Source organism: Ferrovibrio sp. GW821-FHT12B10, assembly GCF_058807515.1.
Window position 1 is genome coordinate 2,778,530 of record NZ_JBXAQT010000001.1, and the last position, 13,722, is coordinate 2,792,251.

Annotated in this window: 12 protein-coding genes; 9 read left to right on the plus strand and 3 right to left on the minus strand. The window is 63.1% G+C overall.

Features of this window, described 5'->3' with window-relative positions; genetic code table 11:
* Nucleotides 1-8: 8 nt before the first annotated feature.
* Nucleotides 9-920, minus strand: a complete 912-nt coding sequence (kdgD, locus tag AC1RRT_RS14035) for a 5-dehydro-4-deoxyglucarate dehydratase (protein ID WP_493014427.1) — start codon at nt 918-920, stop codon at nt 9-11.
* 34 nt (nt 921-954) lie between these two features.
* Nucleotides 955-1,692: a FadR/GntR family transcriptional regulator gene (locus AC1RRT_RS14040; RefSeq protein ID WP_493014428.1), complete on the minus strand. Its 738-nt coding sequence runs from the start codon at nt 1,690-1,692 to the stop codon at nt 955-957.
* 284 nt (nt 1,693-1,976) lie between these two features.
* Here AC1RRT_RS14040 and AC1RRT_RS14045 point away from each other — a divergent pair, with 284 nt between their 5' ends.
* The 9 genes from AC1RRT_RS14045 to AC1RRT_RS14085 all read left to right on the plus strand — a co-directional run bounded on the left by AC1RRT_RS14045 (nt 1,977) and on the right by AC1RRT_RS14085 (nt 12,519).
* Nucleotides 1,977-2,951, plus strand: coding sequence for a TRAP transporter substrate-binding protein (locus AC1RRT_RS14045; RefSeq protein ID WP_493014429.1), 975 nt, complete (start codon nt 1,977-1,979; stop codon nt 2,949-2,951).
* A 39-nt stretch (nt 2,952-2,990) separates the two neighbouring features.
* Complete coding sequence (locus AC1RRT_RS14050) at nt 2,991-3,491, plus strand: TRAP transporter small permease (RefSeq protein WP_493014430.1); 501 nt, start codon at nt 2,991-2,993, stop codon at nt 3,489-3,491.
* On the plus strand, nt 3,482-4,774 hold the full coding sequence (locus AC1RRT_RS14055; RefSeq protein WP_493014431.1) for a TRAP transporter large permease: 1,293 nt from the start codon (nt 3,482-3,484) through the stop codon (nt 4,772-4,774). The genes AC1RRT_RS14050 and AC1RRT_RS14055 overlap by 10 nt, the downstream gene beginning before the upstream one ends.
* Before the next feature lie 102 nt (nt 4,775-4,876).
* The gene (locus tag AC1RRT_RS14060; RefSeq protein WP_493014432.1) at nt 4,877-5,950 is read left to right on the plus strand and encodes a PLP-dependent cysteine synthase family protein; all 1,074 of its coding nucleotides are present in this window, start codon (nt 4,877-4,879) and stop codon (nt 5,948-5,950) included.
* A 23-nt stretch (nt 5,951-5,973) separates the two neighbouring features.
* Entirely contained in the window at nt 5,974-6,867 is an 894-nt protein-coding gene (locus AC1RRT_RS14065) for a pirin family protein (protein WP_493014433.1), read from the plus strand.
* Nucleotides 6,864-7,643: a polyphosphate kinase 2 gene (ppk2, locus tag AC1RRT_RS14070; protein ID WP_493014434.1), complete on the plus strand. Its 780-nt coding sequence runs from the start codon at nt 6,864-6,866 to the stop codon at nt 7,641-7,643. Before AC1RRT_RS14065 ends, ppk2 begins: the two co-directional genes overlap by 4 nt.
* A gap of 89 nt (nt 7,644-7,732) precedes the next feature.
* On the plus strand, nt 7,733-9,190 hold the full coding sequence (locus AC1RRT_RS14075; RefSeq protein WP_493014435.1) for an NAD-dependent succinate-semialdehyde dehydrogenase: 1,458 nt from the start codon (nt 7,733-7,735) through the stop codon (nt 9,188-9,190).
* Between the two features lie 123 nt (nt 9,191-9,313).
* A complete protein-coding gene (locus tag AC1RRT_RS14080; protein WP_493014436.1) occupies nt 9,314-10,450 on the plus strand; it encodes an NAD(P)/FAD-dependent oxidoreductase in 1,137 nt (378 codons plus the stop codon).
* Complete coding sequence (locus tag AC1RRT_RS14085; protein WP_493014437.1) at nt 10,447-12,519, plus strand: molybdopterin oxidoreductase family protein; 2,073 nt, start codon at nt 10,447-10,449, stop codon at nt 12,517-12,519. Before AC1RRT_RS14080 ends, AC1RRT_RS14085 begins: the two co-directional genes overlap by 4 nt.
* Nucleotides 12,520-12,740: 221 nt before the next feature.
* Here AC1RRT_RS14085 and AC1RRT_RS14090 read toward each other — a convergent pair whose 3' ends face one another.
* Nucleotides 12,741-13,697, minus strand: a complete 957-nt coding sequence (locus tag AC1RRT_RS14090) for a LysR family transcriptional regulator (protein WP_493014438.1) — start codon at nt 13,695-13,697, stop codon at nt 12,741-12,743.
* Between the last annotated feature and the right edge of the window lie 25 nt (nt 13,698-13,722).

The following is a 13,722-nucleotide window of genomic DNA, read 5'->3' on the forward strand; positions in this document are numbered from 1 at the left end:
AAGGCCTTTTATTGCGGGCCCATCTTGTCGATCAGGGCCTTGAGCATTGTGTGCTCTTCCTCGCTGCAATCCACCAGCGGGGTGCGCACCGGACCGGCATCATAGCCGACCAGCCGCGCGCCGGCCTTGATGATGCTGACGGCATAGCCCGGGCGGCGGTTGCGGATCGCCGAATAGGGCATGAAGAACTCGTCCAGAATCCTGGTCCAAGTCGCCGCATCATCCGCGGAAATGGCTTTGTAGAAATCCATCGCGGTCTTGGGGATAAAGTTGAATACGGCCGAGGAATAGACCGGCACGCCCATCGCCTTGTAGGGCGCGGCGAAGAATTCCGCGGTCGGAAGCCCGCCGAGATAGCTGAAGCGGTCGCCCATCTTGCGGCGCACAGCCACCATCAGTTCCAGATCGCCGATGCCATCCTTGAAGCCGATCAGGTTCGGGCACTGGTCGGCCAACTTGGCGAGATGATCCGGGCCAAGGCGGCAGACCCCGCGGTTGTAGACGATGACACCGATCTTCACGCTTTTGCAGATGGCGGCGACATGGCGGCTGATGCCCTCGGCGTCGGCCTCCACCAGGTAATGCGGCAGTACCAGCAGGCCGGCCGCGCCCAGGCGCTCGGCTTCTTGCGCATAGGCAATGGCCTGGCGTGTGCCGTAACCGGTGCCGGCGATGATCGGGACCTTGCCCTTGCAGGTGTCGATGGCAGTTTTCACCACGGCGCTGTATTCATCGGGCGCCAGCGAGAAGAATTCGCCGGTGCCACCGGCGGCGAACAGGGCGGTCGCCCCATAGGGCGCCAGCCATTCCAGGCGGCGGCGATAGCCCTTTGGCTCGAAATTGCCGGCGGAGTCGAAATCGGTTACCGGAAAGGAAAGCAGGCCTGACGAAATCGCGGCCTTCAGCGCATTAGGTTCCATAATTCACCTCTGGACGAAAGAAATGGGGGCGGCGTCAGCCGCGCGCTGCGGGTTGATCCCGCGTCTGTTCCATGGCGCGGCGCAGGCGCTCGCGGCTGTTGCTCAGATGCAGGCGCATGGCCGAGCGGGCGGCATCACTATCCTGACGAAGAATCGCTTGATAGATGTCTTCATGCTCGCTGTTGACGCGATTGAGATAGGCGGTGCGGTCGTCGGCGAAGAAGCGGAAAGTCTGCACCCGGGTGCGTGGGATCATCAGCGCGCCGAGATAGCCAAACAGATGGGTGAAATGCGTATTGCCGGTGGCTTCGGCGATGGTCTGGTGGAAATCCAGATCCGGTGCCACGGCATCCTCGGAGGCGGCGATTGCAAGTGCCATGCGGTCGAGCGCCTGGCGCATGGCTTCCAGATGCTCAGGCTTGCGGCGCTGGGCGGCGAGGGCGGCGGCTTCGGCCTCCAGGCCGGTGCGCAGCTCCAGCACGTTGATCACTTCCTTGATCAGGTCGAGGCTGGTCTCATCGATGCGGAAGGGCTGGGACGCGGCAGCGGGCTGCACGAAGGCGCCGACGCCCTGCTGGGTGGCGACCAGACCGGCTGCGCGCAAGGAGGAAATCGCCTCGCGCACCACGGTGCGGCTGACGCCGAACTCACCGATCAGTTCCTGCTCGCTCGGCAACTTGTCGCCGGGCTTGAGCACGCCTTTGGCGATGCGCTCGGTCAGCGACTTGCTCAGCTGCGAGGTCAGGGTTTCGCGTCGGCGTAGGGCCGTCACCGGTGCATTCCTCCATGCGGAATAGCCGCTCGCCGGCTATCCTCGGGGCAAGCTGTAGCATCCCGATACTTGTATGACAACTGATGGGTTTGGGAAATTAATGTACATGGTGGAGTCGGAAGCAGAATTCGGCAATCCGGACGTGTTTTTCATAAATATATTATAAAACAGCCTCATACCTGAGGGCGATGGGAAAATCGACGCCGGCCCGTTGACTCTGATTCTCAAAACTGTTGTATGATGACACGACGACTAAAAGGTCGCTTAGGGAGGACATAACGATCATGCGCACAGCAACCCGCGCCCTTATTGGGCTCGCCGTCGCCGCCGGTTTCGCCGGCGCAGCTTCGGCCAAGGAATTCCGCTCCGCCGACGTGCATCCGGCGGATTACCCCACCGTCCAGGCGGTCGCCTATATGGGCAAACTGATCGCCGAGCGCACCGGCAACAAGCACAGCATCAAGGTGTTCGGCCAAAGCGCGCTCGGCTCGGAGAAGGACACCATCGAGCAGACCAAGCTCGGCGCGCTCGACATGGTGCGCGTCAATATCTCGGCCTTCAACAACATCGTGCCCGAAACCATCGTTCCGGCGCTGCCCTTCGTCTTCAAGTCGACCGAGCATATGCGCCGCACCCTGGATGGCGCGGTGGGCGAAGACATCCTGAAGACGCTGGAGCCGCAGGGCTTCATCGGTCTGGCCTATTACGACAGCGGTTCGCGCAATTTCTACAACACCAAGAAGCCGATCAAGACCGTGGCCGACATGAAGGGCCTCAAGGTCCGCGTGCAGCAGTCCGACATGTGGGTTGCCATGATTCAGGCGATGGGCGCCAATGCCACGCCGCTGCCCTATGCCGAAATCTACACCGCGCTCAAGACCGGCGTGGTCGATGCGGCCGAGAACAACTGGCCATCCTATGACAATGCCCGCCATTACGAAGTGGCGAAGCATTTCAGCCTGACCGAACATTCGCTGGCGCCGGAGTTGCTGGTCTTCTCCAAGCGCATCTTCGACGGCCTGTCGAAGGAAGAGCAGGCGGTGATCCGCCAGGCCGCCAAGGACTCGGTGCCCTACATGCGCAAGCTGTGGGATGAGCGCGAGGCGGCGTCGCGCAAGACCGTCGAGGCTGGCGGTTCGCAGATCACCACCGATGTCGACAAGAAGTCGTTCCAGGATGCGATGAAGCCGGTTTATGACAAGTTCGCCGGCGAAGCCAAGCTGCAGACGCTGGTCAAGCGCATCCAGGACAGCAACTAAGTCGCGTTCAGCAACAGTCAGTCGAAGCCGGGAGTATCCATGCTGAGTTGGTTAAGTCCCATCAACGCCTGGATCTCCCGGCTTTGCATGTATGTGGCGGTGGCGGGCCTGCTGGGTATCGTCACCGTCGTCACCTACCAGGTCTTCGGCCGCTATGTGCTGAACGATACGCCGACCTGGGCCGAAAGCTTCGCGCTGGTCCTGGTGCTGTATGTCACCATGTTTGGTGCTGCGGTCGGTGTGCGCGATGCCGGCCATATCGGCCTGGAGTCGGTGCTGGTCATGATCATGCCCGAGCGGCACCGGATATGGGTCGAAGTGCTGATCCATGTGCTGGTCGCCATCTTCGGCATTGTCATGGGCTGGAACGCCTGGCTGCTCGCCGAATCCGTCATGCCCTACAAGATTCCCAATCTGGGTCTTTCCGAGGGGCTCAATCATGTTCCCCTGGCGATTGCCGGCGTGCTGATCACGCTGTTTTCGCTAGAGCACATTCTGGCCCTGTTTGCGGGCAAAGAGGTTCGCCCGTCATGGCACTGACTATTCTGGCCGTCAGTTTTTTCGGCTTCCTGGTTCTTGGCGTTCCCGTCGCTTTCGCCATCGGACTCTCGGCAGTCGCCACCATCGTTTATGAAGGCCTGCCGCTGGCCGTGGTGTTCCAGCGCATGGCCGCCGGCATGAACATCTTCTCCTTCCTGGCGATCCCGTTCTTCATCTTCGCCGGCGAACTGATGCTCTACGGCGGCGTCGCCGATCGTATCGTGAAATTCGCCAAGGACATGGTCGGCCATATCCGTGGTGGCCTTGGCATGTCGAATGTCGTGGCCTGCACGCTGTTTGGTGGCGTGTCCGGTTCGCCGGTCGCGGATGTGTCGGCCATGGGCGCCGTCATGATCCCGATGATGAAGAAGGAGGGGTATGACGCGGACTACGCCGTCAACGTCACCACCCACGCCTCGCTCGTCGGCGCGCTGATGCCGACCAGCCACAACATGATCATTTATTCGCTGGCTGCCGGTGGCAAGGTTTCGATCGCGGCGCTGATCGTGGCCGGCATGATCCCGGCGGCGCTGCTGACGCTCTGCATGCTGGTCGCCGCCTATCTGGTGGCGATCCGGCGCGGCTATCCGGCTGGCACCTTTCCGGGCTGGCACGTGGTGCTGCGCTCGGGCGCCGCTGCTCTGCCGGGCCTGTTCGTGGTCGTCATCATCATCACCGGTATTCTGACCGGCGTGTTCACGGCGACCGAGTCCGCCGCTATCGCAGTGGTCTACGCCATCCTGCTGGCGACGCTGCTCTACAAGTCGCTCACCTGGCCTCAACTGCTGAAGGCGGCGGCCAAAGCGGTGAAGACCACCGGTATCGTTCTGCTGTTGATCGGCGTATCCAACACCTTTGGCTATCTGATCAGCCTGTACAGCGTGGCCGAACTGACCGGCGAGGCGCTGTCCAAGATCACCACCAATCCCTGGATGATGTTTTTCCTGGTTAACCTGATCCTGTTCGTGCTGGGCACTTTCCTCGACATGGCGGCGACCATCCTGATCTGCACGCCGATCTTCCTGCCGATCTGCATGCAGTACGGCATGGGGCCGGTGCAGTTCGGCATGCTGATGCTGATCAACTGCGCGCTCGGCCTGAACACGCCGCCGGTCGGCACCACGCAGTTTGTCGGCTGCGCCATCGGCGAGGTCTCGATCGGCCATGTAATGAAGACGATCTGGCCCTTCTACGGCGCGCTGCTCGCGGCACTCTTCCTCGTCACCTACGTGCCGCAGTTCTCCTTATTCCTGCCCAACCTGATCATCGGGCCTACGCATTGAATTTGGCGCACGGATCCGCATTGCACAGAAAAATTCCGTGAAAGACTTGGCGACAGAGGATCCGGTGGCTATGGCTTAAGGCCAGCCAGAAGGAACCATCGTATGTCCGTGATCATGCCGCGGGATTGGGTCAACGAGGCGCTCCGCCGCATCGAGGCCGATTTCAACCGTTCAGCCGATACGCATCTCTTCCGCTTTGAGCTGCCGGCCTTTGCCGGGCTTACGCTTTATTTCAAGGATGAGTCGAGCCATCCGACCGGCAGCCTGAAGCACCGGCTGGCGCGCTCACTGTTCCTTTATGGCCTGTGCAACGGCAAGATCGGTCCGCAGACCACCATTGTGGAAGCTTCGTCGGGCTCCACCGCCGTGTCGGAAGCCTATTTCGCGCGTCTGTTGGGATTACCTTTTGTCGCCGTCATGCCGAAAACCACTTCGGCCGAGAAGATTGCGCAGATCGAATTCTACGGCGGTCGCTGTCATCTGGTGGAACAGGCCGGTCATGTCTATGCCGAGGCTGAGCGGCTGGCGCGGGAATGCGGCGGCCATTACATGGACCAGTTCACCTATTCCGAGCGCGCCACCGACTGGCGCGGCAACAACAATATCGCCGAATCTATCTTCGAGCAGATGGCGCATGAGGAACACCCCGAGCCGCGCTGGATTGTGGTGGGCGCGGGCACCGGCGGCACATCCGCCACCATCGGCCGTTACCTGCGTTACAACCGCATGGCCACCGAGCTTTGCGTTGTCGATACCGAATACTCGGTGTTCCACGAGTTCTGGCGCCTGCGCGATCCTTCGCTGGTCTGTGACCGCGCCTCGCGTATCGAGGGCATCGGCCGGCCGCGCGTGGAAGCCTCTTTCCAGCCCGAAGTGGTGGATCGCATGATCACCGTCCCCGATGCGGCCTCGCTGGCCGGCATGCGGCTGCTGTCGCGCCAGCTGGGGCGCAAGGTCGGTGGCTCCACTGGCACCAACTTTGTCGGCGCGCTGCAGCTTCTATGCGACATGAAGGCGGCGGGCGAACGCGGCAGCGTGGTCACACTGCTTTGTGACAGCGGCGAACGCTACGTCCGCACCTACTGCGACGATAGCTGGCTGGCTGCACAAAACATCGACATCGCGCCGCATCTCAAACGGCTCGACTCCATTGTCCGGGATGGCTGCTGGGGATAGTCTGCGGTTGGAGGTTCCCGCACATGTCTGACCCTGCCCTGCCTCAATCCGTCGATATGGTCATTACGCCCCGGCTGCGCGATCTGGGCGAGGGCTTCAGCGTCCGCCGCGTGCTGCCGGTGGCCAAGCGTCGCCATGTCGGGCCTTTCGTGTTCTTCGACCATATGGGGCCAGTGCAGTTCGAGCCGGGCAACGGCCTAGACGTCCGCCCGCATCCGCATATCGGCCTGGCCACGGTGACATATCTGTTTGAAGGCGAGATCATGCATCGCGACAGCCTGGGCGTGGTGCAGCCGATCCGGCCGGGCGACGTCAACTGGATGGTGGCTGGTCGCGGCATCGTGCATTCCGAACGCACCCGGCCAGAAATCCGCCAGTCCGGCGCGCCTCTGCATGGCATCCAGTCCTGGTTCGCGCTACCGCAGAGCCATGAGGAAACCGAGCCGACCTTCCATCATCATCCGGCCAGCACGCTGCCCGAGATCGAGAAGCCCGGCATCCGCCTGCGCCTGATCGCCGGTACGGCCTTCGGTGCCACCGCGCCAGCACAGACCTTTGCGCCGATGTTCTATGTCGATGCGCAGCTCCAGGACGGTGCAGTCGTGCCGCTGCCAGAAGATTACGAAGAACAGGCTGTCTATGTCGCCATCGGCAAGGTGCGGCTGGATGGTGCAATATTCGAGAGCGGCACCATGCTGGTGCTCAAGCCCGGCGCGCGGCCGCAGATCACGGCCGAAGGGCCGGCGCGGCTGATGCTACTGGGCGGCGCGCCGCTGGATGGCGAGCGTCATTTGTGGTGGAATTTCGTGTCCTCGTCCAAGGACCGCATCGAGCAGGCCAAGGCCGATTGGCGCGAGAACCGTTTCGCCAGGGTGCCCGGCGAGACGGAATTCATCCCGCTTCCGGAGGGGATGTGAGCAAACCGCGCCCGGATGGCGAAGCCGCATACCGTGCCGAGCTGCGTGGCCTGCAGATCGAACTGGTGCGGCTGCAGCGCCATCTGATCCAGAGCGGCGAGAAAATCCTGGTCCTGCTTGAAGGCCGTGACGGTGCCGGAAAGGATGGCGCCATCAAGGCCATCCTGGAACATATGAGTCCGCGCGAGTCCCGTGTGGTGGCGCTGGGTAAGCCATCGGATCGCGAACGTACCGAGTGGTATTTCCAGCGTTATGTATCGCATCTGCCGGCCGGTGGCGATTTCGTGCTGTTCAACAGAAGCTGGTATAATCGCGCCGGCGTAGAACGTGTCATGGGTTTTTGCACCAGGCTGGAATACGAGGAATTCCTGCAGACCGTCCCGACATTCGAGGATTTGCTGATCCGGTCCGGCATTCATCTGTTCAAGTATTACCTTGATATTGATAAGGCCGAGCAGAAGCGTCGGCTCGCGGCACGACGCAAGGACCCTCTCAAGCAATGGAAAATCAGTCCCATCGACCAGGCGGCGCTGAAGCACTGGAAAGACTACAGCAGTGCGCGCGATACGATGCTGACCCGCACCAGCAGTGCCGCCTCGCCATGGATCATTGTCCGGGCCAATAACAAGCGGCTGACCCGTCTGAACCTGATCCGCGACCTGTTGAGCCGGATGGACTACAAGACCAAGGCTAGGTCCCGCTTGCTGGCGCCTGACAGGAAGATCATCTTCCCCTTTGATGCACGCGCGTTAAGCGACGGCCGCCTGGCGGAATAACCGTCGGAATTGCAGCATTATCACGACGCCGCCACTGGAAGGCCGGCGGCCTGCGCGCTACGCTTTCTCAAAACAAGAGGAGCGCTGCCATGACCCATATCAAACACGCCGACCTGCTGCGTCGTCAGGCCTATATCGATGGCGCCTGGGTGGGGTCTGATAGCGGCAAGACTTTCATGGTCACCAATCCTGCCGATGGCGGGCTGATCGCCGAAGTGCCGGACATGGGCCGCGCCGAGACCCGGCGCGCCATCGATGCAGCGGCGGCGGCGGGTCCGGCCTGGGCGGCACTGACGGCTAAGCAGCGCGCGGTGGTTCTGCGTAAATGGTACGATCTGATCCTGCAGCATCAAGACGACCTGGGTGCGCTGATGACCCTGGAGCAGGGCAAGCCGCTGGCCGAGGCCAAGGGTGAGGTGGTCTATGGTGCCAGCTTCGTCGAGTGGTTTGCCGAGGAAGCCCGTCGCATCTATGGCGACACCATTCCCGGCCACGCGGCTGATAAGCGCATCGTGGTGATCAAGCAGCCGATTGGCGTGGTGGCGGCGATCACGCCGTGGAATTTCCCCATCGCCATGATCACCCGCAAGGTTGCGCCGGCGCTGGCCGCCGGCTGTACCGTGGTGGTCAAGCCGGCCGAAGACACGCCGCTCTGCGCCCTGGCGCTGGCGCATCTGGCGGCCGAGGCAGGCATCCCCAAGGGCGTGTTCAACGTGATCACGTCCTCTCATGGCGCCGAGGTGGGGGGCGAACTCACCACCAATCCGATCGTGCGCAAGGTTTCCTTCACCGGCTCAACCGAGGTCGGAAAGATCTTGATGCGCCAGAGTTCGGATACGCTGAAGAAGCTGTCGCTGGAACTGGGCGGCAATGCGCCGTTCATCGTGTTCGATGATGCCGATGTCGATGCCGCCGTGAACGGTGCGATGATATCGAAATACCGCAATACCGGGCAGACCTGCGTCTGCACCAATCGCTTCTTCGTGCAGGAAGGCATATACGACGCCTTTGCCAAAAAGCTGACCGAGGCCGTTAAGAAGCTGAAGACCGGGCCTGGTTTCACTGATGGCGTCAACCAGGGGCCGCTGATCAACAAGGATGCGCTAGACAAGGTGGAACGCTTGGTAGCCGATGCCAAGGCCAAGGGTGCCAAGGTGCTGGTCGGCGGCGAACGGCACGAACTGGGCGGTACCTTCTATCAGCCCAGTGTAATCGTCGACGCCACCACCAAGATGGACTCCGCCCAGGAGGAAATCTTCGGTCCGGTCGCCCTGATCTACAAGTTCAAGGATGAGGCCGAGGCGATCAGACTGGCCAACGACACCGTGTATGGCCTGGCTGCCTATTTCTACAGCCGCGATATCAGCCGCGTCTGGCGTGTGGCCGAAAAGCTGGAATACGGCATGGTCGGCATCAACGAGGGCTTGATCTCCACGGCCGAAGCGCCATTCGGCGGCATCAAGGAATCGGGCCACGGCCGCGAGGGCTCGAAATACGGCATCGACAGCTTTGTCGAGCTCAAATACCTCTGCTTCGGTGGGGTCTGACATAACAGGCATCGTGCCATGACCTGAAGGCATTGGTTCTGGCGCATGCCGGGTCCTATAGTCGAGGAACGCTGACGGCCCGATAGAATGGCCGCGGCGCTCCCCGGACTGAAAGAGGATCGCATGACGGACCGTTGTGACGTGGTGATTATCGGCGGCGGCATTGCCGGCGCAGGCGCAGGCTACACGCTGGCGCGCGAAGGCAAGTCGGTGGTGCTGCTCGAGCGCGAGGGCCAGCCGGGCTATCACACGACGGGCCGCTCGGCCGCGCTGTTCGCTGAAACCTATGGCAATGCGCCGATCCGTGCGCTTACCGTGGCCAGCCGCGACTTCCTGATGAATCCGCCGGCCGGCTTCGCATCCGTGCCGATCCTCACGCCGCGCGGCGCGTTGCATATCGGCAGCGCCGGGCAGGCCGCCGAACTGGATCGCAAATACGAGGACATGCGCAAGCTGGTGCCGAGCGTGCAGCGCATTTCGGCGGCCGCGACCGCGGCGCTGATGCCGGTTTTGAAGCCCGAGGCCGTATCCGGCGGCGCGCTGTCGGAACCCGATGCGATGGATATCGAGGTGCATGCCTTGCATAACGGCTTCCTGCGCGGCATGACGGCGGCCGGTGGCCGCATGATCACCGATGCGGAAGTGACCGGCCTGCAGCAGGCTGGCAATGGCGATTGGCAGGTCGAGACCAGCAAGGGCATCTTCTCGGCGCCGGTCGTGATCAATGCCGCTGGCGCCTGGGGCGATGTGGTAGCGCAGATGGCCGGTGTGGCGCCGATCGACCTGAAGCCTAAGCGCCGTACCGCCGTCACCTTTGATCCGCCCGCTGGCTTGGACATCCACGCTTGGCCGATGGTGATCGATGCCGACGAGGACTGGTATTTCAAGCCCGATGCCGGCCGGATCCTGCTTTCGCCCTGCGACGAGACGGATAGCGAGCCCACCGATGCGCAGCCGGACGAGATGGACATCGCCATCGCGGTCGACCGGCTGGAAACCGTGTCCACGCTGCAGGTGCGCCGCCTGGCGGCGAAATGGGCAGGCTTGCGCAGTTTCGTCGCCGACCGCACGGTGGTTTGCGGCTTCGACAAGCAGAAATCCGGATTCTTCTGGCTGGCGGCGCAGGGCGGCTATGGTATCCAGACATCTGACGCCATGGCCCGGGTTGCCGGTGCCCTGGCGCAGGGTCGGGCTCTGCCGCAGGATGTGGCCGATCTCGGCGTCACTGAACAGGATCTGAGCCCCAGCAGGTTAAGATGAACGCGCCTTTTGCCCCCGCCAAGAAGACTGGTCACAGTGCCTGCCCGCATGATTGCCCATCGACCTGCGCGCTCGAGATCGAGCTGCTGCCGAACGGGCAGATCGGCAAGGTGCGCGGGGCGGAGGAGAACAGCTACACCGCTGGCGTGATCTGCGCCAAGGTCGCGCGCTATGCGGAACGCGCCAACCACAAGGACCGCCTGCTGCAGCCGATGCTGCGCACCGGGCCGAAAGGCAGCGGGCAGTTCAAGCCAATCTCTTGGAGCGAGGCGCTCGACCGCACGGCGGAAGCCATGCTGGCGGCCGAGAAGAAGCATGGTAGCGAAACTGTCTGGCCCTATTACTACGCCGGCACGATGGGACTGGTGCAGCGCGACGGCATCAACCGCCTGCGGCATGTGAAGAAGTATTCGGGCCAGCATTCAACCATCTGTGTGACGCTGGCGCGCGCAGGATTCATCGCCGCCACGGGGCACCTGAGTGGCCCCGATCCGCGCGAAATGGCGAAAAGCGACCTGGTGGTGATCTGGGGCACCAATGCGGTGCACACTCAGGTTAACGTGATGACGCATGCGATCCGCGCCCGCAAGGAACGTGGCGCCAAGATCGTGGTGATCGATGCTTATCGCAACGCCACCGCCGAACAGGCCGATATCGCACTGATCGTGCGGCCGGGCACCGATGGCGCGTTGGCCTGTGGCGTGATGCATGTGCTGTTCCGCGATGGCCTGGCCGACCGCGACTACATGGCGCAGTACACCGACGCGCCGGCCGAGCTGGAAGCGCATCTCAAGACCCGCACCCCGGCATGGGCGGAAGCCATCACCGGTATTCCAGCCGCCGAGATCGAAGCCTTTGCGCATCTGCTGGGCGAGCGCCGCAAGCATTACATCCGCCTGGGCTACGGCTTTGCGCGCAGCCGCAATGGCGCGGTCAACATGCATGCCGCCACCTGTATCGCCAGCGTCACCGGCGCCTGGAAATACGAGGGCGGCGGCGCTTTCCACAATAACGGCGCCATCTTCCACTGGGACAAGACACTGATCGACGGTCTGGATGCGGTCGATCCGACGATCCGCCAACTCGACCAGTCACAGATCGGTCCGGTGCTGACCGGCGATACGGCGGCCCTGAAGAATGGTCCGCCGGTGACGGCCCTGCTGATCCAGAACACCAATCCGATGGAAGTCGCGCCGGAATCGTTGCTGGTCAAGCGCGGTTTCGAACGCGAGGATCTGTTCACCTGCGTGCATGAGCAGTTCATGACCGCGACGGCGAAGATGGCCGATATCCTGCTGCCGGCGACCATGTTCACCGAGCATGACGACATCTACCAGGCCGGCGGACAGCAGCACATCCTGCTGGGGCCGAAGCTGGTGGAAGCGCCGGGCGAGGCGCGCGAGAACCATTATGTCATCAGCGAACTGGCCAAGCGTCTGGGCGCCAAGCATGCCGGCTTCGAGATGACGGCGGAAGAGATTGTCGAGGCGACGCTGAAAGCGTCTGGCTGGCCCGATGTCGCGACCTTGCGGGCGCAGCGCTGGCACGACTGCCAGCCGGACTTCGACACGGCGCATTTCCTCGGCGGTTTCGCCTGGCCTGATAAGAAATTCCGCTTCAAGCCCGACTGGAAGGGCATGGGGCCGAATGCCGCTGGCATGCCGGCGCTGCCCGATCACTGGCTCAGCATCGAGACGGCGACGGCGGAGCATCCCTTCCGGCTGATCACCTCGCCGGCGCGCAACTTCCTCAACACCAGCTTCACCGAGACACCGAGCTCGGTGAAAAAGGAACACCGCCCGACGCTGTTCATCCATCCCGAGGACGCAGCCGCGCTGGGCATCGCCGAGGGCGATCTGGTGCGCATCGGCAACATGCGTGGCGACATCCGCATCCACGCCAAGATCTATGGCGGCGTGCAGCGTGGCGTGGTGGTGGTGGAAAGCATCTGGCCGCATACCGCCTTTGTCGACGGCATGGGCATCAACGCGCTCACCGGTGCCGATGCCGCCCAGCCGAATGGCGGGGCCGCGTTCCACGACAATGCGATCTGGATCCGGGCGTCCTGAGCCGCGCTTTCAGCCAAGTCATTGAAATGGTGTGAGCAGAACCGGCCGGTTGCGCCAGTTGGGCAGCCAGTTGCCGTCCAGTTCAGAGCCAGTTGCGGCCAGTTGGATGCCAGTTCGTGCCGGTTTGCGCCAGTTAGTGGCCGGATCGGGCCGGATGCATCCGGGGCTTTCGTCGGGCGCGAAGCGCCAGCCTCTACCAGATAGCGCCAGCGGTTACGGCTTCAAGACTTGCGGGCTTTGCCTTCGAGCAGGCGGCGCTGCGCGGTGAAGGCCTGGGCGGCGAACTCGGTGAAGGCGCGGATGCGGGCGCTGCGGCGCAGATCTTCATGGGTGAGCAGCCAGAGCGCCGTCTGCATGCCGGGCACCGGCGTGCCGATGCGCACCAGCCCCGGTGTGCTGTCGCCCAGATAGCAGGGCAGCGCGGTGAGGCCGAGTCCGGCCTGCGCCAGATCACGCAGGGACAGGAAAGAATCCGCCCGCGCCGCCGGCGTGATATCAGGCAGCGTGTCCTGCAGCCAGCGCGCGATGCTGGTGGCGGCCAACGTATCCTCAGGGAACAGCCAGGGCGCATCGGCAAACGTCGCCGGCGTCACTTTGGCGAGAGTCGGCGCGGCATAGACGGCGCAGGCGATATCGCTGACGCGCCGGCCGACCAGGCTTTCCGGCGGCAGGGCGGTCGGCCGGATCGCCACATCGGCCTCGCGGCGCGTGAGGTTGAACATGGCATTCGATACCGTGACCTCGATCAGGATGCCCGGATGCGCCGCGCGGAAAGCGGCGAGAATGGCCGGCAGCACCGAACCCATCAGCGTGTCGGTGGTGGTGAGGCGGATACTGCCTGAGAGCCGCAGGTCCTGGCCCGCGAGGCGGCGCTCCAAGGTCGCGACGGTATCGTCTATGCCGCGCGCCGCCTGCACCAGATCCTCGCCGCCGGCGGTCAGCGCATAGCCGCCGGGCAGGCGTTCGAACAGGCGCAGGCCGAGCCGCTCTTCCGCCGCCGCGATACGGCGCAGCACGGTGGTGTGGTTGACGCCGAGCCGGCGCGCGCCGCCGGCCAGCGAGCCAGCCTCGGCCACCGCCAGCACATAGCGCAGATCGTCCCAGTCGATGCGCCCGGCCTGCGATGCGCCCAGGCTGGTGAGCGGGGTTGATTTTGGCTTGTGCGTTTTTGCAGGCATGAAGTGCAATATAAAACATTTATCT

Coding starts and splice junctions, on each gene's coding strand:
- AC1RRT_RS14085 (WP_493014437.1), top strand. CDS start 10,447: ATGAACGCGCCTTTTGCCCCCGCCAAGAAGACTGGTCACAGTGCCTGC.
- AC1RRT_RS14045 (WP_493014429.1), top strand. CDS start 1,977: ATGCGCACAGCAACCCGCGCCCTTATTGGGCTCGCCGTCGCCGCCGGT.
- AC1RRT_RS14090 (WP_493014438.1), bottom strand. CDS start 13,697: ATGCCTGCAAAAACGCACAAGCCAAAATCAACCCCGCTCACCAGCCTG.
- kdgD (WP_493014427.1), bottom strand. CDS start 920: ATGGAACCTAATGCGCTGAAGGCCGCGATTTCGTCAGGCCTGCTTTCC.
- AC1RRT_RS14050 (WP_493014430.1), top strand. CDS start 2,991: ATGCTGAGTTGGTTAAGTCCCATCAACGCCTGGATCTCCCGGCTTTGC.
- AC1RRT_RS14055 (WP_493014431.1), top strand. CDS start 3,482: ATGGCACTGACTATTCTGGCCGTCAGTTTTTTCGGCTTCCTGGTTCTT.
- AC1RRT_RS14075 (WP_493014435.1), top strand. CDS start 7,733: ATGACCCATATCAAACACGCCGACCTGCTGCGTCGTCAGGCCTATATC.
- AC1RRT_RS14065 (WP_493014433.1), top strand. CDS start 5,974: ATGTCTGACCCTGCCCTGCCTCAATCCGTCGATATGGTCATTACGCCC.
- AC1RRT_RS14060 (WP_493014432.1), top strand. CDS start 4,877: ATGTCCGTGATCATGCCGCGGGATTGGGTCAACGAGGCGCTCCGCCGC.
- AC1RRT_RS14080 (WP_493014436.1), top strand. CDS start 9,314: ATGACGGACCGTTGTGACGTGGTGATTATCGGCGGCGGCATTGCCGGC.